Genomic DNA, 22908 nt, shown 5'->3' with positions numbered 1-22908 from the left:
TGTATTGGCATGAGGCGCAGACATTTATTCACGGGCGTCATCAATGATATCCATATATTCCTCGGCACCCTCGCCAATGTCATCCAGATACTCGGGATAAACGTCGGATACAGCTTCTTCAAACTCATCCAAGTCCGGCTCTGTGATGGTTACGCCTTCCTCTTGGAAGAAATCAAGTAATTCTTCTTCTTCTGTTACAAATAATTCTGTGTGGTGTTCGGCCGCCTCAGTGATGCCCTCGCTTAATATTTCTTGGAGGTTCTCGGGTAATTCCTGCCACGTTAAGTCGCTCACGACATAGGTGTTATCGTTCACCACGTGGTTCGTCATTGCGATGTAATCCTGCACTTCATAAAAACTTTGTGCCTCAATCGCCGAAAGCGGATTTTCTTGCCCATCTACTTGGTTCGTCTGTAACGCTAGATAAACCTCATCAAAGTTCATCGGTGTCGGGTCGGCACCAGTATATTCAGCGTAATCCAGCAACGTTTGCGCTTCAGGTGTTCGTATGCTCAACCCTTCCATGTCGGCAAGTTCGTTTATTTCAGTATTGGCTGATGTCTGTCTTGTGCCATTATATCCGGTGTCCATCACGCGGAAATTATGCTCGTCAACCAACTCTTGACGCAACTCCTCACCATATTCCGTTTCATAAATGACACGTTCAATGTGGTCAAAATCCTCAATAACATACGGCACCATTAATAGTTCAGCACGTGGTACCCATTCACCAAAGCGCCCTATTTCCGCTAACGTGATATCGAGCGATCCGTCTTGCAACTGCCCCAGCATGGAAAGGTCATCCCCAAGCTGAGCATCAGGGTACAAGGAGATCGTCATTTGTCCATCGCTTTCTTCCTCAACATAATCCGCCAAATACTCCGCAGCCTCATACTCGTTGGATTGCGTTCCGGGTTGCATGCCGAACTGAAGCTCAAATTCTTCCCCTTCGCCACCGTTGCCGTTTTCACCATTTTCGCCGGAAGCAGCTTCTTCATTTTCACCATCACCATTTCCGCAAGCAGCCAATAACAACGAGGACATTACAGCAAATGTGAATACATATCCTTTTTTCATAGGTTGTTTACCCCCTCTGAATTTCACTCATTTTTTTTACGAATTTTTCCGTAATCCATTGTGGACGAGTTACAGCACTGCCCACGACGACGGATTCTGCCCCAAGTTCCAAAGCGTATTGTGCCTTTTCCGGTGTGTCAATGTTCCCTTCCGCGATAACCGGTAACCTTATATGGTGCACAATGTCCTTCAAGACCGTTAATGGATCATCGTCTTTGGTGTACGCTGTATACCCCACTAAAGTGGTGGCGATCAGATCAACGCCATACGCTTCAGCTTGCCGCGCTTCTTCTACGGTTGAAATATCAGCCATCAGTTTTTGATCTGGATAGCGTTCTTTGATTGCTGATACAAAATCCTCAAGGTTTAAATTCCCCGGGCGTATCCGGTCGGTGGCATCAAAGGCAATGACATCGACGCCTTCCTCATATAATGCCTTCACCTCCTTTAACGTCGGTGTAATGACAACTTCACTATCCTCATAATCTTGTTTAATTATTCCAAGAATAGGTAGATTTACTTCTTGTTTTATCGCTTTAATGTCAACCACACTATTGGCACGAATCCCGCAGGCTCCGCCAAGATCAGCAGCCAAAGCCATTTTTGACATGATAAACGGGCTATGCAGAGGTTCGTCTTGCAGTGCTTGACAAGAAATAATTAATGATTTGGTCATGTTCTTCGATCTCCCACGGTAGTCTATTTTTCAATGATTTCGAGAATGTTGTCAGCGTTCTTTTTCTCTTCATCGGTCAACTCACGAAATGGAAATTTCATATAGCCGGCATCTATACCCTTTTGTTTAAATACATATTTAATAGAGGAATAGACACCGCCCTCAAGTAAGAAATCGATGACTTTATTCATGTGCGATTGCACACGGCGGGCTGTTTCTAGATCAGATTTTTGCACAGCCTCGTAAATCGTTCTCGCATCTTCGCCGAGAAGATTGTATGTGCTTCCAATCGCCCCGTCAGCCCCGGAGATTGCAAATGGGAGCAGCATCTCATCGGCACCGCTGAAAAATACTTTTTCCGGATGGCTTTCCTTTAGGTTCCCAAGCTTGGCGAGATCCGTATCGGTATACTTGACTCCAATGACGTTTGGAAGCGCCAACAATTCTCCATAATCCTCAACTGAAAACTGGGCACCGGTAAAGGCCGGATTTGAATAAATGATCATCGGATGATCAGTATCATCGGTTAAACGTTTATAATAGGCTTTGATTTCCTGAAAGCTAAATTTATAGTAGTACGGCGTAATCGCAGATAGAGCATCATATCCTAGTTCTTTCGCTTCCTTTCCCAACCGGACAGCTTCTTCAATATTCAACGCGCCAATTTGTGCGATCAGTTTCGTATCGACATCGATCTCATCCTTTACAATCTTAAACAATTGCCGTTTACTTTCTTCATCCATAAGAAAACTTTCACTCGTAGAACCTCCCACATACAAACCATTCACTTTCATGACATCCAAATTATAACGAACGACTTCACGCAACCCTTCTTCATTTATAGTTCCATCTTCATTAAAGGGGGTGATGAGTGCTGTGATGATACCTTTCACTTTTGTATCCTCCTATCCTTTTTTGAAAACGCTGCCACATCCTTATTGCATTTATCGTAGCAATATGACATTATGTTGTCAATATAATTTTTATAAATGAAGTTTTACTCCAAATGCCTGCTTTTCGATTCATATCATTTACGGTACTATTTTAGTAAAACAATAGAGGTGATCTGGAAATGAATCACGAGGAGACGACCGACGCCAAATTAACGATGCTCATGGAACAAAATAAAAACACCTTTACAAAGTCTGAACAAAAATTACACCAGTATATTATGGAGCGCTTCGAAGACGTTTTGTATCAATCGTTAACCGAAATTTCTATAGAGTGTAAACTTGGAGAAGCCACCGTGTTAAGATTTTGCCGCAAACTGGGATTCAAAGGCTATCAGGATTTTAAATTCGCGTTAGCGCAGGAACTTTCTTCTCTGCAAAAGACCAATAACGAGGAAACGTATATCGACAAAGTGAGAAGCAATATGACCCGGGTTATCGAGGATACTCATGAATTGCTTGACCCAGACAGCCTGCAAGAAGCCATCGAAAAAATCAGTAATGCCGATGAAGTCATCGCGTACGGCATCTCGTCCTCTGGCATTGCGGGACTTGATATGCAAAATCGACTGATGCGGATTGGAAAAAATATTGAAGTCGTTACCGATTCCCATAATCAAGTCTTTAGATCGGTATCGGTAACGAGAAAAACGGTGATTATCGCCATCAGTTTAACGGGGAGTACGAAAGATATCGTCGATGCGGTCCAGGAAGCTAAAAAAAATCACGCTACCGTGATTGCCATTACCAATTATGTAAAGTCGCCGTTAACGAAGTATTCCGATCTCGCTTTGCTGACCTCAGCAAAAGAAAACCCCTTGGATAGCGGCTCCCTCGTCTCCAAGGTTTCTCAATTATTCGTCATTGATCTTCTTTGTACAGGTATAGCGATGACGCAATACGGCAACGCGCAACAAAACAAGGCATTCATCGCTCGAGCAATCTCCAGTAAGCTCTATTGACAACCCCGGACCAAATGCTAAATAATAATGATTAGCACTCGGAATCCGAGAGTGCTAATCATTGTTTGGAAAGGGGTTAATTCCATGGCTAAGACAGCTTTTAAAGCTGAATCGAAACGATTGCTGGAAATTATGATTAATTCCATCTATTCGCATAAAGAAGTTTTTTTACGGGAATTAATGTCCAACGCGAGCGATGCCATTGACAAAATTTATTACCAGGCACTCACCGATGATTCTTTAACTTTTAACAGAGATGACTATTATATAAAAGTCATCCCGGACAAAGAAAATCGCACGTTACAGATCTCCGATACCGGCATCGGCATGACGAAAGATGAAATGGAAGACAACCTCGGCGTCATCGCCAAAAGCGGTTCATTAGCGTTTAAAAATGAGACGGAACTGGAAGATGGCCATGACATCATCGGTCAGTTTGGCGTTGGCTTTTACTCCTCGTTTATGGTCGCCGATCAAGTCACGGTCATCAGTAAAGCCCTGGGCAGTGACGAAGCGTACAAGTGGGAATCCGAAGGCACGGACGGCTACTCCATCGAGCCCTACGAAAAAGAATCCGTCGGCACCGACATTATTTTGAAAATCAAAGACAACGGCGAAGAAGTCTCCTATGATGACTTTCTGGACGAGCAAGGCCTAAAAACGATCATCAAGAAATACTCCGATTTCATCCGTTATCCGATTAGAATGGATGTCACTGTTCAACAACCGAAAGAACAGGAAGACGAAGAGGAAGAAGTGGAGTACGAAGAGTACCAGGAAGAGCAGACCGTCAACAGCATGGTGCCCATCTGGCGAAAAAATAAAAATGAACTCACCGATGAGGATTACGAGAATTTTTATGCCGAAAAACGCTACGGATTCGACAAGCCGTTAAAGCATATCCATATTAATGTGGATGGGTCCATCCGTTACGATGCGATACTTTTCATCCCGGAAAGTGCGCCACCCGACTATTACACCGCTGATTTTGAAAAAGGCTTGGAGCTTTATTCCAACGGCGTGTTGATCATGAACAAAAGCGCGGACTTACTTCCGGATTATTTCGGTTTCGTCAAAGGCATGGTCGATTCCGAAGACTTGTCGCTCAACATTTCCAGAGAAATGCTGCAACACGACCGGCAATTAAAAACGATCGCCAAAAACATCAAGAACAAAATCAAAAGCAACCTGAAAACGATGCAAAAGAACGACCGCGAAGCCTATGAAAAGTTTTTCAACGCTTTTGGTCGCCAATTGAAATTCGGCGTCTACAATGATTTCGGCATGAATAAAGAGGACCTGCAGGATCTACTGATGTTCTATTCCTCCACGGAAAAGAAATTGGTGACGCTCGATGACTACGTCTCACGCATGCCTGAAGACCAAACGTATATTTATTATGCCGCCGGCGAAACGATAGACAAAATTGACAAACTTCCACAAACCGAGTTAGTCGCCGACAAAGGCTATGAAATTTTATATTTCACCGAGGAAGTCGATGAATTCGCGATCATGATGCTCATGAACTACCAGGAAAAAGAGTTCAAATCCGTCTCCAGCGGCGACCTCGACATTGAAGATGAAGACGACAACACCGAAGCCGAAGAAGAAAATAAAGAAGTTTTCGCAGCTATGAAAGAAGCGATTTCTGACAAAGTGAAAGATGTCAAAGCTTCCAAACGATTAAAGTCCCACCCCGTCTGCCTGACATCCGGCGGCGAAGTATCGATCGAAATGGAAAAAACGTTGCGAAACATGCCCACCGGCCAGGACATCAACGCCGACAAAATCCTGGAAATCAACGTTAATCACGATGTGTTTAAATCCCTGCAAGACGCCTATGATAACGACAAAGACAAGTTGGAATTGTATACCAACCTACTGTATAACCAGGCCCTGCTCATCGAAGGTTTGCCGGTGCAGGATCCGGTCGAATTTACGAATGATATGTGTAAGGTGATGGTGTGATACAAAAATCCCTGGGAAGCCCCCAGGGATTTTTTAAGTTCTATTCAAGCATCATTCCATACCTCATCATCGACTTCATTGTCCCAAAATTCCATACTGCTCTCACTGGCCTTTTCTTTTTCTCTCTTCATTTTAATAAAATCAATGACTTCTTCCATTTCCTTCTCTGTCATCTCTTCAATGAGTAGAAGCAACTTTTCCTTGTTACGACTCATTTTTCAGGCACCTCCGATTTTCTATCATTCAAAAGTTCCCCGGCGGATACTGCTCCGGGGCTTTCCCTTTTTCTTCTATAATCTTAGGATGTTCGGGCAATGGATCATTTTTATCTATATCGTTGACGTGAATGGCAAAATTCCATTCGTCACCATGCCAAGATTTCTTTTTACCTCTTCAGTGCTTACCTCGGTATCAAGCTTAAGCTTGAGAAGCTCGCCCGATATTTCACCTACCTCGCTGATTAGGAATTGATAGCGTTGTTCGACGGTTAAATGTTCAAAACCTTTTTCCTCGCTGAATGATTTTACGTATTGTTGGAAGCGCGTGATGTTCATATTTTTCACCCTTATTCTTTAGCTTTGATAACTAGAATCTGTCACATTCAAGCATTAATCTGGCGCTTTTCAGTGATATTCTGGCGCTTTTCAACCGAAATCTGGCGCTTTTCACCTCACTATCCCATCCTTAACCGTAAACACATCACACGGCGCATGCCTTACGCATGCTTCTGCCACACTTCCGATGAGCATCCGTTCGAAGGCGTTGCGTCCGGTGGAGCCGGTGACAAGTAAATCAATATTGTATTCAGATAGTAGATCTCTTGATAGTTTGACGCGGGGATTGCCGGTGCTGAGAATGGTTTGGACATTTTTCAATCCTGCTTGAACAGCCGTATTTTCGTGGTTTTCCAGCAGTTCTTTTGTTTCGGAATCAGTGAACATTCCTTGCTGGTTATAGGCGTGTGTGGAAAAGTTGCGAAGATCAATCACATGGGCAATGAAAAGATGAGCGTCGTGAAGGTTAGCCATTGCAATCGCTTTTTCCAGCGCCTGTTCTGACTGGACAGATCCATCCACGGCTACTAGAATTTTTTTATACATTCTCGCTTCCCCCTTTGATAACTATACCCAATTTATCACCCATCAAATCGAAAGGAGCGACATCAATGCCAACGTTAGCCGAACGACTGCTGCTCACCGCCATTAACCCCAAAGATGGAAAACTTTATACAAGGAGCAGCAGCGCCTTGCCATACAGCCTTAGCGGAGCACTTCTCGCCGAATTGATGCTGCGGGCCAATGTTGAATTACAGAAAAAGAAAATCGTCGTCATTAACGAGCAAACTGACCATCCCTTGCTCCAGGAAACGATCGCGATGATTCAAAAACAGAAAAGACCGATGACGCCCAAACACTGGGTGTCAAAACTCAAGTCGGAATTCAGACCAATTCAAAAAGTGGTCGCGCGTCATTTGGAAAACGATGGCCAGATCACGATCAAAGAGAAAAAGATTCTAGGAATCTTTAACAGCCAAACCTATCAACTGAACGATCCAAACCACCTTGAACGATTACGAATCTCTTTTTCAGAAGTCCTTCGTAAAGGGGAAGCAGGCACCCCATTCAATCAAGAAGACGAACGGCATATTGTGCTTTTATCACTCATCGAAGCAAGCAAATTACTTTCCGTCGTTTATCCGAACGGCAAAGAAGCACGCGCGGTTCAGAAACAGCTTAAACACGTCAATAAAAACCTCCCCGTTTCCAAAGCGGTAAAAGAAACCATCCAGGCTATTGATGTAGCGATCATCGCAGCCATTGCAGCGACCACGATTTCGTCGAATCAATCGAATTCTTAAGCCGAAGGGATCCGCTGAATATGATAGACTGATAGAGAGGTGATCAAAAATGAACGTAACCGTTCTCGGCGGGGGAAACGAGGTCGGCGCTTCCTGTTTACATATTGAGATGGCAGAGACGTCGATCTTAATCGATGCGGGGATGCGCATGCAGGGGGAACAATTATTGCCGGCGCTTGGCATACTGGAAGAATTGCCGCGACCGCAAGCGATTCTGGTGACCCACGCGCACGCCGATCATATCGGGGCGTTACCCGTTATACATAAGCTTTTTCCGGAAGCACCGATATACGCGACAGCGCCAACGATCGCGCTCATGCGCATTATGATGAAAGATTCATTGAAAATTATCGAAGAACGGAGCCGACGGGAAGAAACGATACCGCCATACTCTGAAGAACAGGTCGAAGCGCTCTTGGCGGCCATGCTTGAGATTCCCGCCAGTAACACGCTTCGCATCGGAGAATTGCGCATCGAAAGCCATCAAGCGGGTCATATTCTGGGAGCGGTGATGTTCTCGCTTATGGGCGGGGGCGCGGAACTGCTCGTTACCGGCGATCTCAGCTTTAAGGCCGGAAGGACGATTTCCGGTGCCAACGTGCCACGCGATTTAAAGCCCGATGTCGTCGTCATGGAATCCACCTATGGAAACCGGGCCCACACCGACCGCCACACCGAAGAAAAACGGCTTGCCGAACACGTGGCAGAAGTCATCGCCAGCGGTGGTTTTGCCCTTGTACCCGCTTTTGCGCTCGGACGCGCCCAGGAAGTATTACTCGTGCTGCAAGATTACATGGATAAAGGATTAATCCCCGAATTCCCCATCTATGTCGACGGTCTCGTAACACCGGTGAGTCGCGTCTACCGCCAATACCCGCAATTTTTAAAAGGGAACCTTGCCCATCGTGTCTATCGGGAGGGCGATGTGTTCTTAAAAGAAGGACGCTGTCAAGCGGTTCATCCGAAGGAGCGCGAGGCGATCCTGCAAGGCAAGCCTGCCTGCATCGTGGCGTCTTCCGGCATGCTGACCGGAGGTGCGAGCAGTTGGTACGCGGAGCAGCTCATCGGTAACGATAAAAATGCCATTCTTCTCACCGGTTATCAAGATGAAGAAAGCCCGGGGAAAGCGTTGTTGGATGTTGCGGAAGGAAAAACAGAAGAGCTCACGATTAACGGAACGGCGTATGAAGCAAAAGCCCGCATTAGCAAGTACGGTCTGTCTGCTCACGCCGATGCTTCGGAAATGCAGTTGTTCATTCAGCAGTTGGCACCGACGTATACCCTGCTCGTTCACGGGGATGACGACGCGCGAGCAGCTTTGTCCGATTTGCTGGACGAACGCTACAGCCCTACCCTCGTTGAAAACGGAGACAGTTATCCTTTTGAACTGCGAGATTCTAACAAAGGCATCAAAGGCAAACGGTATAAACCTAACAAGGAACATGAGGCACTACGTTCCTTAAATGGGCAATTTATCCTCTATGAACCTGAAGATAATGATCCGCTAAAAGTAGCCCTATGCACAGGCGTTCATCCGAAGACGAATGTTTTATTTTCGCAAACGCTTAAGGGTAAACCGGTAAAAATCCAACCTCACCAACTCATACAAGCCCTGGGGCAATCAACACGCACGATTGACGACGTCCGCGCGTCGCTGCAACCGCTGCTTGATTTTAACCGCCCGAAACTGAAAGCTTTACAATGGAACCACGTCCCTGCTGGGATCTACACCTTTCATGGCTTATTGCGTTACGTTGCCACAGACGATTCACTTGAAGAACGGCTTGTATTGGCCCTCGCGTTACAGACGCTAACTGCCGAGCATAAAAGAGAAGGGCAGACGGGACAAAAAGAATACAAGCTCGACGACGATTTTATCGACCGGGCCCAAAAAGGACGCCTGTCCATGCAGGGCATGAAAATGAATGCGGCGAAGGCGATGGATCTAGCCAGGGAAGAACTCTCGGATGAACCTGATTTCACGCGTTGCGGGGCCGATCAGTCAGGGGAAAAACTAACACTCTACTTCGCCTTTCCCGATGCTTACACCGATGCACAAAAAGACAAGATGACTACGTCTATTGCCGACAAAACGGGCTGGGAAGTTGTGATGTCCTCATCAACGAGACAAGACCTGCTCTTTCAGGTACTCTCAGACCTTACCGAGGACGGCGAACCCGAGAGTTTCTCCCTACACTTACAGGAAAAAACCGTTCGCGCAAGCCTCCCGAAAAACAACAATATTCAGCAGATCGCCGAACAATTCCAACAGCGTACCGGATTTGATTTTCAGGAAAAAGATGCAGCCGCTACCACCCTCTCGCCATCGAAAACTCTCTTCGATGTCACAGACCGAAGCGTGCGCATGGAAAATAATGAAGCAAGGGAAGAAACGAAACGGTGGGCAGAGGATCGCAATATCAAGCTATATAAGGTGAGTTTCAAAGAACAAGGAAACGAAAACATTCTGGAAGTTCATTTTATTTCCCCGGAAATAGCCAAACGCCATGAAACCGATCTGGAAGAGCTATCCTATCGCACCGGTTTCCAGGTAATCTATGCCGAAAACCCGAAACAAAATGAAATTATAAAAGAAGCCGTTACACGCATACCTTCGTCATGGGCGTTAAAGAAAAACCCCTCGATTCATCGTGAACAAAGCGTCCTTGGCTTAAAAGTAGGTGAAACACCCGACCCAGACGAAGCAAAAAGGATAGAAGAAGCGATTCAGCAAGTCACCGGATATGGCATCGAACTGAAATAGCGGCGAAACTTGGCGCAAGCTTCGCCGCTATACATATCGTTAATTCACTTTTTTCGCCCCGTGCCAATGTTCTTCCCGCAGGCGGAATTTCTGCAGCTTGCCCGTTGCCGTTTTCGGCAGTGTTTCTACAAATTCCACAACTTTCGGAGCTTTAAAATGAGCGAGGTGGGCGCGACAATACTGGATAATGTCGTCTTCAGTCGTTTGGGCATCTTCCTGTAGCACAACGACCGCTTTCGGAATTTCTCCCCATTTTTCATCGGGAATCGCGATCACAGCCACATCCATCACATCCGGATGCTTAAACAGCAAGCCTTCCACTTCGGTTGAAGAAATATTTTCGCCACCGGAAATGATTAAATCCTTGGCTCGGTCCCGGATCTCAATAAATCCGTCTTCGTAAGTAACAGCCAAGTCACCGGTATAATACCAACCATCGTGTATCGCTTCCTCTGTTTTTACCGGATCTTTATAGTATCCCTTCATAACCACATTGCCGCGGGTGATGATCTCGCCCAATTCTTCCCCGTCCCAGCGTACTTCTTCTCCATCCGAGCGTACAACTTTCGTTTCACCATTAAAAGCCAGTTCAATCCCCTGTCGAGCCTTAATAGCTGCTTGCTCATCGGCCGATTTTTCCTCAAATTCTTTTTTCCATTCGCAATAAAGGATAAATGGAGACGTTTCCGTTAGACCGTAGACATGGATCATGTTCAAACCTAAAATGTCCTGGGCTTTTTGAATGAGCGCTGCTGCCGGAGGTGCACCGGCCGTGGCCATGCGCGGTTGTGTGGTGATTTTGGTTTCTTTGGCCTTCGGTTCATTAATGAGCATATTGATGACGGTCGGCGCGCCGCAAAGCAAGGATATATTTTTATTTTCGAATAAATCGAGAATGTAGGCAGGGTCGACTTTTCGCAGGCAGACATGGGTAGCGCCCGCTGCAGTAATCGCCCATACACCGCCCCAGCCGTTGGCGTGGAACATCGGCAACGTGTGCAGGTAGATATCATCGTGTCGAACGTTTAGATGATACATAAAGTTGGCGGCATTCATGTAATTGCTGCGATGGGTGAGCATAACACCTTTCGGGTTGGACGTCGTGCCGCTTGTATAATTGAGGGTTAATAACTGGTTTTCATCGAACTCAACTTCAGGAGGTGCGGCATCTGCCGGAACGCTCTGTATAAATGTCTCATAGTCAGTGCCCTGTAATGACGTTTCCTGTCCAGCAACAGAGACGATAATCACTTGCTCTAAAGAAAGCCTCTCCCTGATTTCTTCAATCGGCTGGGTGAATTCTTCATCGACGATCAGCATTTTCGCGTCACTATGATTAATGATATATTCCAGATCTTCCGCGGATAACCGGTAATTCAAGGGCACCATGGCCGCTCCCAGCTGGCAAATGCCATAAAAACTCTCCAGCATGTAATGTGTATTCGGAATCATGACAGCGACATGATCCCCTTTTTCGATGCCCGCTTCATCCAGGGCTACGGAAAGTCGATCGGCCCGTTCTCCGAATTCGCGATAAGTGAACTGCTTTTCTCCATCAATGACAGCCGTTTTTTCCGGATAATATTTAACCGCTCTGCGTTTCCAGTCCAAAGGGGTAAGCGTCGCTAACATCAACATACACTCCTTCAAAAGATGATTTGTAAGTGCTTTCATAGTTGCATTGTATCATAGGAAGCAAAAGAAAAGCACTCTCCTCAATGATAAGAGTGCTTCGCCCAGTTTCTAGATTTCATCAGTTTCACGAATAGTCATGACCACGCCGCCGAATTTTCCTGCGAATAAATTATAGATAAGCGTCATCAGGGCAACGAGCCCAAAATAAAGACCGCCGTATAAAACAACGCCTAATATGTACCTGAGTATAATGAAAAGTCCAAGAGCCCCTTCCTGAACCATCAAAAATAGGGCGCCAACGGTAGTCATAGCCACAGATCAACGTTTTTCATCTTCAAAAAGTTGCTCGTATTCCAGGAGAAAGCAGGAGTACAGGGCATCAATCAAAAATACTTTTACCTTTTTCATCATTTTCTTTATTGATTCTCCCTTTCATCATCAGTATTGCTTATTATTTACTTCTTACTGTCAAATATACGGTTATTACCTAATTGAAAAAAGTTCTCATTAATGATTGACGACGGGCCCAGCAAGGCTTATAATAAGCTTTGAAGTTAATTGATAAAGATTATCATTATTAATTATGGGAGGCGTATCCAATAATGCAAAAACATTTTCTCGGAATACTTACCGGCTTATCGATGACTGCACTTGCCGCCTGCGGCGGAGGCGATACGGATGAAGCTTCAGGGGATGAAAACAATTCATCAGAAAGCAACGAAGAAATCACCGTTGAACACGAATTGGGAGAAACGACCGTGCCCGTCGATCCGGATTCAGTCGTATCTTTTGATTTTGGCGTGACCGATTCCGTTCGGGCACTTGATGGGAACATCAGCGGCATTCCAAAAGCGGATAATGTTCCCGATTACCTTTCCGAATTTGAAAGTGATGAGTATGAAGATATCGGCAGCCTATTTGAACCGAACTTTGAACTCATTAATGAAATGCAGCCGGAGATCATTTTCATATCTGATCGCACTTCCGAACATTACGAAGAACTCAGTGAAATTGCGCCAACGGTGTTTCTAGGCAGAGATGAAGAAAACTACATGGAAACTTTCGAGGAAAATATGCAAACCCTTGGAGAGATTTTCGATGCGGAAGATGAAGTGAATTCGCATTTAAATGATATTCAGGCGTTGATCGATGATGTCCATGAGCGCGCGAGCGAATCGGAGGAAACGGGGCTGATTTTGCAAGCTGATGAAGGGGACGCAAGTGCTTACGGCCCCGGTTCACGCTTTGGTATCATCCACGATGAACTTGGTGTCACACCTGCCGATGCTGACATCGATGCGGCTAACCACGGACAAAACGTTTCCTTCGAATACATTTCTGAAACCGATCCGGATTACTTGTTTGTCATGGACCGCGGCGCCACTATCGGAGAGGAAGCTTCCTTAGACTTCGTTACCGGAAACGAACTCGTTGAACGCACCTCCGCTCTTCAAAACGATAATGTCATTCAGCTGGATGGGGATTACTGGTATTTAAGCGATGGCGGTTTAGAGTCCGTTAAAGAGATGATCGCCCAGATCGATGAGGGATTTGAAGAATCATAAAACAGCCTTAAAGGCTCCTCAAAAGCTTAGTGGGGAGCCTTTTAATCATTCTCGGATTTGCTTTCGATTCAAAATAATTGTACTTTTTCCGTGATTGTGCCATCATCGAATGACTACATAATTTGTTGGTGAGCACTCATGGCCATAGATACAGCGGCCCAAAAACCTGCGACGCTTCCGGAACCAACGATGTATCGCATTCTCGTCGTCATTGGTTTTGTCCACTTACTGAATGATTCCATCCAGGCCATTGTTCCGGCCATGTTCCCGATTTTGGAGGCATCCATGGGCTTAACCTTCACACAGTTGGGGGTCATTACTTTTGCCCTGAATTTGACCGCCTCCCTTATACAGCCCATTGTGGGGAGATACACCGACCAAAGACCGTCCCCTTATGCGCTGCCGATCGGGCTCTGCTTTACTTTTTTCGGCGTGCTCGGCCTGGCGCTCGCCCCATCCTTCGGCTTCGTGGTGATCTCGGTGATTTTTATCGGGATCGGTTCGGCAACGTTTCATCCCGAAGGGTCAAGGGTGGCCAATATGGCTGCCGGTGGCCGTCGCGGCCTGGCTCAGTCCATTTATCAGGTTGGTGGCAATGGCGGGCAAGCGTTAGCACCGCTTATCACAGCACTAGTACTCGTTCCCCTCGGCCAAAGCGGTGCCCTCTGGTTCACATTAGTCGCTGCCGTTGCCATTGGCTTATTGGTCTATATTGCCCGTTGGTATGCCCACCAAGAACCCGTGACTGCAAAAAGAAAACAGGGTCAGAGGCAAAATAAAGCGCCGGCCGCGTACAAGAAGCTGCTGCTCTTTTCTATTGTCTTGCTCGTCTTTATCGTCTTTGCCCGCTCCTGGTTTCAAGCCGGGATCACGAGCTTTTACGCTTTTCATTTAATCGAAAATTATGGAATGACCATTCAGGAAGCGCAAATTTATTTGTTCGTTTTTCTAGCTGCCGGTGCTGTAGGTACGTTCTGTGGAGGTCCCCTTGCCGATCGCTTCGGGAAACGAAACTTAATCATCATGTCTTTTCTCGGTGCCGCACCATTAACGATGGTACTTCCGCATGCGCCGTCGTTTTTGCTTTATCCGCTACTGGCATTGATCGGCTTTATTATCATTTCCAGTTTTGCGGTTACGGTCGTTTATGCGCAGGATTTATTCCCGGGGAGTATTGGCATGGCCTCAGGGCTTATTGTCGGTCTCGCCTTTGGAATGGGGGCCGTCGGCTCGATTGGACTTGGGGCATTGATCGATTGGATGGGCATAACTTATACGATGCTATTCATAGGTGCGCTCCCAATACTCGGGATTCTTACGGTTTTCCTCCCGTCTGATCAGCGTTTGAATGAGATTCATGGGGAGGAGCTATAAAAAAAACCGGGTGTGTGAACCATCCAGCACACCCCATTTTCGTCATCCTTCTATTTTAAGGTGCGCGGTGAACCTCCAGCGCACCCCATTTTAGCCAATTTCACATTTTGGGGGTCGCTGGCTTCGCCAGCGCACCTCAAATTAGGCATCCTTCTGTTTTGGGGGGCGCTGGAATATCCGTCTTAGTTTTAATCCCCTGGCCTTGCCCAAATTAAATGAAAAATACCGCGCCAATGGCTCTCCGCCATATCCATATATAAATCTGAAGCTTCCACAAGGCCGAGGATGTCCCGATCCATATGACAGCCGACGATTCGGTGTGACAGTGGATCCACAGACTTTTGTATAAACGAAAGAGCCGGATTTAAACTCGCGCCATGCTCCAGCAGCAAGACCTGCCCTGACGGCTTGCACCAGCGATTGACTTTATTCAACATCTGCATAGGCTGCTCATACCCGCAAAAGGACAATGTTGAAACAATGGTATCAATTGAATCATCAGGAAAATCAAGCGTTTCAATGTCGGCTTGTTTGAACGTAACTTGACGAAGGCGGCTTTGCTCGGTCGCCTCTTTAGCCTTGTCAAGCATGCCGGGACTGAAATCTACAGCAAGCACGTTCACATCCGGAGGATAGTACGAAAAATTCGCCCCGGCGCCAACCGCCAGTTCCAAAACATCACCGTCGGCGCGCTGTAATAACTTATGCCGCCAGTCTCCAAGCATATTCATATTCCGCTGTTTTTCATAAACCCGCGCCTGCCGATCAAACTTGCGGATAAGTTTTGATCTGTTCATAATACCCTTCCCCCTGCCTGCAAAACCAGCCTTTTAAATAACCATATCCAAAAGAAGAAGATGTGGCAAGCTTAATCAATTATGTTCAATCCAGGGGAAAGGCTTGCCATTCTTATTTAAATGTTACCGAATCCGGATCTTTCTTGTCTTTTTCCGATAACTCATCAAAAATATTGTGTGCCTCCTGCTGATTTGCATCCTGATTCTGCTCAATTTGCAAGAGCTGCTTGAAATCTTTCACTGTCAAAGGTCTTGCATCCGGCACAAGTTCATAGCCCAACTGCCCATTCGGTTCCAAGGTGGCCTTTTGGACATCCGAAAAAGATGTGATGCCTTGTTGTCGCAACTGAATCTCAAGTTGGTCAACGGTGTAACGTAGTTTCTTTAAGTTTTCGGTATGTGGAACCCCATTTTCAATCACTACCTTTGATTTTCCAGTGATTAATTTTTCAAGAAAATTAAATTTGATCTGCACATATTCCATAGTAATTAGCGCTATGATGAAAATGCCGGCTCCTATGATCGCTTCCCAGACACTCGTTTCCACAATGGGCTCGATAATGATTGAACCGATGGAGATCATTACAACCGTTTGTGCCATTGTCATTTGTGAAATTGATTTGCGTCCCGCGATTCGAAGCAGCAATACCCCTGAAATGACCATTACGATCGATTGCCATGCCGTTTCCATAATTTCCTCCCATAACCATTCATCCCCCCTAGTTTTGCTTAGATATCGATGGGTTATACCATTCATCGAAAACACTGACTGCATAAACATACCTCAAAAAGTATGTAACTTCATCTCCCTTCTAACGACTCATTTAGAAAATAAGGGGGAATTCGTGTGGCTTGGCGGAATTTTTACCTACTTGTTTTTGTCGTCATTGTTATAGTCGCGGGCTGCAATGACGATGAATCAGCTGACAGAGGGCAGACGGAGGAAAGAGACGAAGAGGTCGGGGTAGAGACATATGATGCTGACGATGTGGCGGAGGATGTCGCGGATGATGAGGCCGCGAGTGAAGAAGAGACCGATGCCGCAACGGATGATGTGACAGAAGTAGATGTGTCGGAACAAATGATCATTTACAATGGCGATATCTCGATTGAAGTTGAGCAATTTGAGGAAGCCCAGCGTCAAATTGAGGATCACGTTGATGATATGGATGGTTATGTCGTGGAATCGACCGTCCATGACCGCAATTCTGATGATCGGAGCGGAGCTTTTTCCGTACGGATTCCGCAAGAGAACTTTACCGTATTTTTAGATGAAGTGGCCTCCATCGGGACCGACGTGCTGGAACGTAGCACTTACGGCGATGATGTGACCGAGGAATATGTGGATTTGGAATCACGCCTCCGAACGCAGGAAGCTGTAGAGGAACGTTTGCTTACTTTTATGGAAGAAGCCGAAACCACGGAAGATCTCCTCGATATTTCTGATGACTTAGCCTCCACCCAGGAAGAAATCGAGCAGATTGAAGGACGTATGAATTATTTGGAGGATCACGTCGCGTACGCTACCGTGGACATTCAAGTCCAGGAAGTGGCTGCCTCAACGCTGCAGGATCAAGACTCTCTGAATACGTGGGGGCAAGCCACCAGCCTATTCACGGATACGATCAATGTTCTGATGTCGTTTTTCTCCGGTTTAGTCATATTCGCCACCGGCTTATCTCCTGTGTTAGTGCCTTTATTAGCTATAGCGGTAACACTGACGATCATTTGGAGAAGGAAACGAAGGCAAATGAATTAAGTTGGATGATAAAATTAAAGCCACCCATCTTCACCGATGGATGGCTTTAGCTTTACTGCTTGACCGTTAAGATCCTCCTATCCCCAGGCCTGGGGGACCCGGCATTCCCGGGGGTCCCGGCATCGCGTTCCCCGGTCGTACATGCACCCGTTCTGACATCGTATCTGTGTCGCCATGCTCGTCGGTAATGGTAAGTGTAACCTCTCGATTACCGGGCCTGACAAATTCGTGCTCAACCTGTTCTCCTTCAGCCGTTTGACCGTCGCCAAAGTTCCAGGCATATTCAACGATTTCGCCATCCGCTTCGGATTGGGAAGCATCAAAGGGAACCGCTTGACCTAAGGCGGCAATTTCCGGAGATTCAAACTGGGCTGTAGGCTCACCGGGTTCTCCAGGATCACCTGGGTCTTCCGGGTCGTCTTCAGTGTTGATATACAATTCTCCCTCCGCATACGCGCTTGCTTCATTGCCGTACTCGTCGGAGGCGTTCACTTCGATCACCGCACCTTCAGCAACCAGGCCTGAAATTGCGGTCCAATGGCCAACATAGTGACCGTCGTCCTCTTCCGTCATCGGCAATTTAATCACATTATCCGTTGCATTCGTAAGCGGCATGTGGACGGTGAATGTCGCGTCCAAGCCCGGATCACTTTCAAACTCGATGGCCACCGATTCTCCAGCATTCAGGTAGACATCTTCATCCGGCAGAACGCTTTCTATGTCCGCTGCTTCGAATTGCGCATGGACAGTGATTGTCTCAACCGTGCTGTTGCCGGCCAAGTCTTCGGCTTCAACGATAATCTCGTTCTCGCCTTCATCCACCAACATCCGGTGACTGAAAGTGCCATCTTCATCGACGCCTGCTTCTTCGCCATTGACCGTCACCTGATCGAGATGTTCATCTTGCGCATCACCTTCAACCGTAATCGCGTCACGATTGGTATAGGTGCCATCTTCCGGCGCTTCAATCGTCAAGTCGGGAGTATCCGTGTCCTGGATCACCGTGACCGGTGCAGACGGATCGGATAGGCCGTCTTCCACCTCGGCTCTCGCTTCAATGACATTCTCGCCATCCGAGAGCGGAACTTCTGCGTCAAATGCTTCATCTTCGGCTTCCGTACGTGCAACTTCTTCATCATTGTTGTACAAAATAATCTCACTGTCGGCATTGATCGTACCGGAGACTTCAATGGAATCTTCACTGGTATGGGTTTCATCTTCCGGTTCTTCAATGACCGGTTCTTCCAACGCATAGGAAACATCGGCGCGCATCATGAAGTTCCCATAGCCTGTTTCTTGCTGGAAAGAACCATCGACATACAAGTAAGAGCGCTCGGCATTCTCATCCTGGGATTCATCGGTGCCAACAGCCGGGGATTCATCACCTGTATACGGTTGAACCGTCGTGATGTAGAAGTCGTCGTCCGTGACGAAACCGTGATCAGAGAGATCGATATAGTTCCATCCGTCACGTTCCACTTCCACTTCAAATGGCTCAACCACCTGCTCGGTCGGGTTCCCATCTTCATCGGTATCATACACTGCGATGGCGGTGACATCCCCACCCGGTACCGGGAATTCTTCATCCCAGATATACATATTGACACCATTCACAACGGCCGTATCTTCCGGTGTGAATTGCACGGCCATTCCATCTCCGGCTTCATTGAGAACGACAGCATTTTCAGGGTCTCCCGTGTCATAAGCAATTTCATCTTCATAGCCGATGAACGGACTCAGTTCAATGGTGAGATCAGTCACCTCGTCGCCTTCAACCTCAACTTCGGTGACTTCTTGACCGTGATATTCCGGCGCTGACACCATCAGGGTGTACTCGCCTTCCAATACATCTTCAAGGAGGAATTCACCGTTTTCATCGCTGATAGCTTCATCCAATTGCGGATCTTCCATCACGCGGACCGAGGCATCTTCGATCGGTTCATCGTTGCGCTCGTTGACAACGGTACCTTCGATCTCACCGCTCGGCATTTCCTCCAACATAAAGTTGGCTTCGCTCGTTTCGTCTTCTTCAATCGTCACTTCCTGGGTTTCCGGATAAAACCCATAAGCATCTGCTTCCAGTGTGAATGTTTCTCCGTCTTCACTGGCCGGATGCATGAGGTTATATTCACCGGTGACCGGATCGGTATTCGTCGTACGGTCCGTTTCCAAGACCGTCACAGTTCCGTCTACCGGCAATCCTGTATCTTCTGCCACCACATCTGCTGCTTCGACTGTTTCATACTCGTAACTCTCCTCTGCTTGAAGAGTGGACATGTCAATATCCGTTGTTCGCTCTTCTTCCAGCTCTTGTTCAAGATCAGCGTCTCGCTCAATCTCATCTTTGGGGATTTCGACCGGATCATTTGTGACCGAATGCTCAACGTCATCCGACGTACCCACAACCAGGACATCATCTACATACAATCCGGCACGAGGTACAGCAGAGCCATCGAGGAAAAAGCGAACTTGAATCGTTTCGCCTGTGTATTCGCTCAATGACAATTCTTCTTCATTCCATTGCGGATCCTCATCCCCCGTGTACTCTGCAATTTCTTCCCAAGTATCTCCGCCATCCGTGGTGACTTCCACATACCCGTAAGACCAGTCAGTATTTAACTCGTACCAGAGGGCATAATGCAACTCGGCATCGGAGACATCTGTTAAGTCAAGTTCCGGACTTTCGATATAAGTTTGTTCATTGGCGCTAAAGTCCTCGGCAAGGTCAGTTGCCCATAGATTCGTACCAACGAAGGCTTCATTGGGACCTGACGTCGGTTCGCCCCATGCAAATGATCCATCCGGGTCGCCGCCTACGGTGAATCCACCATCGTCAGCATCAAAATCACTGTAATAAATGGCATCCACTTCGGGAGCAATCACAGACACTTCATTGGACACATCACTTTCATTACCACTGTAATCGTAAGCGGATACAACGTAGAAGTATTCTTCATCAACTTCAACATCCATATCCTGATAGCCGGGTGATTCAGTGCTATCGATATGCTCATAATCGCCACCTTCTGTTTGTGAACGATAAACATCGTAGCCCGCAAGATCAAGATCTTCATCTTCAGGCGCATCCCACGACAAGTGCACACCTGCTACGGATGTCTCTGCCTCAAGATTTTCCGGGTCTGCCGGAGCGACATCATCTTCTCCTACGAGATGAACATTATCTACATACCAACCATCAGCCTGATTACCCTCTCCATCCAAGGCAAAAGAAACAAGAATAGGCGTATCTTCATTGGTATAATCCTCTACATCAACATAAAGGGATTCCCACTCATCCGTTGTTCCAGTTACTTCCTGAACAGACGCCCAGTTCTCACCATAGTCAGAACTGATCAGGACCTCACCGATATCCCCTTGCTCGAAATCGTGCCAATGATTCATGCGCAGGGATGCTTCATCACCTGCATCGCGTAAGTCAAGAGGAGGGAACATGAGCGTATTTTCATCATCTCCATAGCTTCCTTCCAAATTCGTACCAACGAGATGGTCTCCGATAACAGGGTCCGGCCCGACTTCAGGCCCGCCCCATTCCCAGTCTCCAGCAAACGTCCAGCCAATGGGTTCGGAACTGAAATCCTCTTCATATTCATTCGGAACTACCCCAAACTCTACATCAACGGTGTACTCATCCGTTTGCGTAATATTGCCGCCGTAATCTGTCGCTTGAATAAAATAGTCAAAACTGGGATCTTCTACATATTCCGGAGGCACAGCCCCTTCATATTCACCTTCTTCATGATCCCCGGATACCAGCTCCATTGGAGCCACGACATAGTGATCGAAGTCCTCATTCGTGATCCACAAATCTGCATCAACAACAGACACGTCATCTTCAATGGTGGCTGTTATCGACACTTCATCACCGGCGAACACTTCTTCAATCGGTTCATGGTCAATCGCGGGCGAGTCAGTGTCCGTGCCTTCCTGCAACACCTCACCTTCCACTTCACCCATATCTCCGGCAATGGAAGCCACCGCTTCATAGGCATCGACCATACCGAGTCCATAAGCATCATTCGGCACGTCCGTATGCTCATCATCGGTTAATGGCTCAGCCGTGTCGTTCATAATATCCTCCACATCATCCACCGACAAGCCGAGGTCCGTCGATAACAGTAAGGCTGCTGTTCCGGCCACATGCGGTGCCGCCATCGAAGTACCGCTCCAGGTGTCCTCATAACCGCCCGGAACCGCTGAGCGAATATTCTCGCCCGGGGCGGAAACATTCGGCTTTAGATCATCGTCGTATTGCGAAGGGCCACGACTGGAGAAATCAGCGACTTGATCTTCATCGTCCACTGCAGCAACAGTATAACTCTCCGGATAGTTGGCCGGTGGTGTCACCGTTTCTTCACCGGGGCCTTCATTGCCCGCGGAGAAGACCGGGACTTGTCCAGCATCGCGCCACGCTTCAACCATCGGCCGATACCATTCATCGACACCAGGTGCGCCTCCCCATGAGTTGTTTACGATATCCGGCGCCAGGCTCGGATCATCTTCAGGTGCCAACATGTACTCACCTGAGGCGAGCAAGTCCGATTCCGAACCGCCGAGAATCGTAAATGCACGCGCGGCAATCCACTCTGCTTCCGGAGCGACACCAATGAGGTTCTCTTCATCTGGGTCCTGACCCACGAGGGTCCCTAATACATGGGTGCCGTGGGGCTGGATGTCCAGATCATAAGGCATATCCTCGCCATCGACAGCATCAAACCAGTTGCCATACGGATCTGGGTTGTCAGGATCATCTGGATCAAATCCGCGCCATTGTTCCTGCAATGCTTCGTGCTCCCAATGAGCGCCGCTATCAATGACGCCGACGGTAACACCGTCCCCTTCAATGCCAAGTTCTTCCCAGACATCCGGCGCATTGACGCGATCAATGTTCCATTCCGCACCTTCTTCCGCATCAATCGTCACATCGGATGGGTCCGGTAACTCGCGCTCAATGAATTCATCGATCTTGATACGCTCGATTTCCGGACGATAGGCCAGTTCCTCGAGCACTTCCTCATTGACTTCCGCATAAACGACATTCATAATGTAATAGCTTTGGAAGTCTTGCACGTCCCCTTCATCCTGGGCAGCTTCCAGGACATCCAATGTCGCGGCCTGGGTCTGTTCAGCTGTACTTCTCAGCTCATTAAAGACCCCGTAACGCGCGGCCATCTTTTGCTGGTAGGCTGATTCTGAATCTGCCATCGACTGCACGCCCTGTTCAGCCGCTTCTGCGGTATCGACTTGTTCGGACATTTCGATCAGTACGTCTACATATTCATCATCTTCAAAGGCGGACACGACGTCATTATCAACCTTCTCTTCAGCGGTTTCCGCCGTTTCTTCCTGCATCGAGGATACTTCCGGCGAATCCTGGGCAGACGCTTGATTCGCCTCGATAATACTGCTTGAATACGGCGAAAACACCAACGCGGCACACATGGCTACGGCCATCTGTTGTTTGTACACTTTTTTCTTACCGATGGGTTTCCCCTCCTCTTTCAA

The 22908-nt window shown here is 47.3% G+C and carries 18 protein-coding genes; 7 read left to right on the top strand and 11 right to left on the bottom strand.

All coding sequences use genetic code 11. The features are described from left to right. Window positions 1–24: 24 nt before the first annotated feature. The 3 genes from BLS58_RS12995 to BLS58_RS12985 are packed head-to-tail and all read right to left on the bottom strand — an operon-like array spanning window position 25 to window position 2646. On the bottom strand, window positions 25–1077 hold the full coding sequence (locus BLS58_RS12995; RefSeq protein WP_090399230.1) for a sialic acid TRAP transporter substrate-binding protein SiaP: 1053 nt from the start codon (window positions 1075–1077) through the stop codon (window positions 25–27). Window positions 1078–1084: 7 nt separating this feature from the next. Then, window positions 1085–1753 (bottom strand): N-acetylmannosamine-6-phosphate 2-epimerase, encoded by a 669-nt coding sequence (locus tag BLS58_RS12990; protein ID WP_090399229.1) that lies wholly within the window; start codon window positions 1751–1753, stop codon window positions 1085–1087. 23 nt (window positions 1754–1776) lie between these two features. Further along, window positions 1777–2646, bottom strand: a complete 870-nt coding sequence (locus tag BLS58_RS12985) for an N-acetylneuraminate lyase (protein WP_090399228.1) — start codon at window positions 2644–2646, stop codon at window positions 1777–1779. 179 nt (window positions 2647–2825) lie between these two features. Here BLS58_RS12985 and BLS58_RS12980 point away from each other — a divergent pair, with 179 nt between their 5' ends. Next, on the top strand, window positions 2826–3665 hold the full coding sequence (locus BLS58_RS12980) for a MurR/RpiR family transcriptional regulator (RefSeq protein ID WP_090399227.1): 840 nt from the start codon (window positions 2826–2828) through the stop codon (window positions 3663–3665). A gap of 84 nt (window positions 3666–3749) precedes the next feature. Continuing rightward, window positions 3750–5633 (top strand): molecular chaperone HtpG, encoded by a 1884-nt coding sequence (gene htpG, locus BLS58_RS12975; RefSeq protein WP_090399226.1) that lies wholly within the window; start codon window positions 3750–3752, stop codon window positions 5631–5633. A gap of 44 nt (window positions 5634–5677) precedes the next feature. On the opposite strand, the gene BLS58_RS12970 is transcribed toward htpG, so the two are convergent. The 3 genes from BLS58_RS12970 to BLS58_RS12960 all read right to left on the bottom strand — a co-directional run bounded on the left by BLS58_RS12970 (window position 5678) and on the right by BLS58_RS12960 (window position 6733). Continuing rightward, entirely contained in the window at window positions 5678–5848 is a 171-nt protein-coding gene (locus tag BLS58_RS12970) for a DUF2281 domain-containing protein (protein WP_090399225.1), read from the bottom strand. Window positions 5849–5962: 114 nt separating this feature from the next. After that, window positions 5963–6187 carry a nucleoside triphosphate pyrophosphohydrolase family protein gene (locus tag BLS58_RS12965; protein ID WP_090399224.1) on the bottom strand — a complete coding sequence of 75 codons (225 nt, stop codon included), beginning with the start codon at window positions 6185–6187 and terminating at the stop codon, window positions 5963–5965. 111 nt (window positions 6188–6298) lie between these two features. Further along, a complete protein-coding gene (locus tag BLS58_RS12960) occupies window positions 6299–6733 on the bottom strand; it encodes a universal stress protein (protein ID WP_090399223.1) in 435 nt (144 codons plus the stop codon). 65 nt (window positions 6734–6798) lie between these two features. Between BLS58_RS12960 and BLS58_RS12955 the strand changes: the two genes are divergently transcribed. Beyond that, the gene (locus tag BLS58_RS12955; RefSeq protein ID WP_090399222.1) at window positions 6799–7491 is read left to right on the top strand and encodes a GOLPH3/VPS74 family protein; all 693 of its coding nucleotides are present in this window, start codon (window positions 6799–6801) and stop codon (window positions 7489–7491) included. A 49-nt stretch (window positions 7492–7540) separates the two neighbouring features. Further along, entirely contained in the window at window positions 7541–10255 is a 2715-nt protein-coding gene (locus tag BLS58_RS12950; protein ID WP_090399221.1) for an MBL fold metallo-hydrolase, read from the top strand. A gap of 39 nt (window positions 10256–10294) precedes the next feature. Here BLS58_RS12950 and BLS58_RS12945 read toward each other — a convergent pair whose 3' ends face one another. Beyond that, a complete protein-coding gene (locus BLS58_RS12945) occupies window positions 10295–11887 on the bottom strand; it encodes a long-chain-fatty-acid--CoA ligase (protein WP_090399220.1) in 1593 nt (530 codons plus the stop codon). A gap of 111 nt (window positions 11888–11998) precedes the next feature. Beyond that, window positions 11999–12199 carry a hypothetical protein gene (locus BLS58_RS12940; RefSeq protein WP_090399219.1) on the bottom strand — a complete coding sequence of 67 codons (201 nt, stop codon included), beginning with the start codon at window positions 12197–12199 and terminating at the stop codon, window positions 11999–12001. Between the two features lie 293 nt (window positions 12200–12492). On the opposite strand from BLS58_RS12940, the gene BLS58_RS12935 reads away from it, so the two are divergent. Both BLS58_RS12935 and BLS58_RS12930 read left to right on the top strand, forming a co-directional pair. Further along, window positions 12493–13455, top strand: a complete 963-nt coding sequence (locus BLS58_RS12935; protein ID WP_090399218.1) for a siderophore ABC transporter substrate-binding protein — start codon at window positions 12493–12495, stop codon at window positions 13453–13455. Between the two features lie 138 nt (window positions 13456–13593). Beyond that, window positions 13594–14829: an MFS transporter gene (locus tag BLS58_RS12930; RefSeq protein WP_090399217.1), complete on the top strand. Its 1236-nt coding sequence runs from the start codon at window positions 13594–13596 to the stop codon at window positions 14827–14829. Between the two features lie 188 nt (window positions 14830–15017). On the opposite strand, the gene BLS58_RS12925 is transcribed toward BLS58_RS12930, so the two are convergent. Beyond that, entirely contained in the window at window positions 15018–15626 is a 609-nt protein-coding gene (locus tag BLS58_RS12925; protein ID WP_090399216.1) for a class I SAM-dependent methyltransferase, read from the bottom strand. 112 nt (window positions 15627–15738) lie between these two features. Further along, entirely contained in the window at window positions 15739–16317 is a 579-nt protein-coding gene (locus BLS58_RS12920) for a DUF421 domain-containing protein (RefSeq protein WP_090399215.1), read from the bottom strand. Window positions 16318–16473: 156 nt separating this feature from the next. On the opposite strand from BLS58_RS12920, the gene BLS58_RS12915 reads away from it, so the two are divergent. Continuing rightward, window positions 16474–17385 (top strand): DUF4349 domain-containing protein, encoded by a 912-nt coding sequence (locus BLS58_RS12915; protein WP_176764747.1) that lies wholly within the window; start codon window positions 16474–16476, stop codon window positions 17383–17385. A 66-nt stretch (window positions 17386–17451) separates the two neighbouring features. On the opposite strand, the gene BLS58_RS12910 is transcribed toward BLS58_RS12915, so the two are convergent. Further along, window positions 17452–22908, bottom strand: coding sequence for a S8 family serine peptidase (locus tag BLS58_RS12910; protein WP_090399213.1), 5457 nt, complete (start codon window positions 22906–22908; stop codon window positions 17452–17454).

Source organism: Natribacillus halophilus, from assembly GCF_900100185.1.
Classification (GTDB): domain Bacteria; phylum Bacillota; class Bacilli; order Bacillales; family Marinococcaceae; genus Natribacillus; species Natribacillus halophilus.
This window is presented reverse-complemented; position numbering and strand designations above follow the sequence as displayed.

Coding starts and splice junctions, on each gene's coding strand:
- BLS58_RS12995 (WP_090399230.1), bottom strand. CDS start 1,077: ATGAAAAAAGGATATGTATTCACATTTGCTGTAATGTCCTCGTTGTTA.
- BLS58_RS12990 (WP_090399229.1), bottom strand. CDS start 1,753: ATGACCAAATCATTAATTATTTCTTGTCAAGCACTGCAAGACGAACCT.
- BLS58_RS12980 (WP_090399227.1), top strand. CDS start 2,826: ATGAATCACGAGGAGACGACCGACGCCAAATTAACGATGCTCATGGAA.
- htpG (WP_090399226.1), top strand. CDS start 3,750: ATGGCTAAGACAGCTTTTAAAGCTGAATCGAAACGATTGCTGGAAATT.
- BLS58_RS12970 (WP_090399225.1), bottom strand. CDS start 5,848: ATGAGTCGTAACAAGGAAAAGTTGCTTCTACTCATTGAAGAGATGACA.
- BLS58_RS12965 (WP_090399224.1), bottom strand. CDS start 6,187: ATGAACATCACGCGCTTCCAACAATACGTAAAATCATTCAGCGAGGAA.
- BLS58_RS12960 (WP_090399223.1), bottom strand. CDS start 6,733: ATGTATAAAAAAATTCTAGTAGCCGTGGATGGATCTGTCCAGTCAGAA.
- BLS58_RS12955 (WP_090399222.1), top strand. CDS start 6,799: ATGCCAACGTTAGCCGAACGACTGCTGCTCACCGCCATTAACCCCAAA.
- BLS58_RS12950 (WP_090399221.1), top strand. CDS start 7,541: ATGAACGTAACCGTTCTCGGCGGGGGAAACGAGGTCGGCGCTTCCTGT.
- BLS58_RS12945 (WP_090399220.1), bottom strand. CDS start 11,887: ATGTTAGCGACGCTTACCCCTTTGGACTGGAAACGCAGAGCGGTTAAA.
- BLS58_RS12940 (WP_090399219.1), bottom strand. CDS start 12,199: ATGACTACCGTTGGCGCCCTATTTTTGATGGTTCAGGAAGGGGCTCTT.
- BLS58_RS12935 (WP_090399218.1), top strand. CDS start 12,493: ATGCAAAAACATTTTCTCGGAATACTTACCGGCTTATCGATGACTGCA.
- BLS58_RS12930 (WP_090399217.1), top strand. CDS start 13,594: ATGGCCATAGATACAGCGGCCCAAAAACCTGCGACGCTTCCGGAACCA.
- BLS58_RS12925 (WP_090399216.1), bottom strand. CDS start 15,626: ATGAACAGATCAAAACTTATCCGCAAGTTTGATCGGCAGGCGCGGGTT.
- BLS58_RS12920 (WP_090399215.1), bottom strand. CDS start 16,317: ATGGAAACGGCATGGCAATCGATCGTAATGGTCATTTCAGGGGTATTG.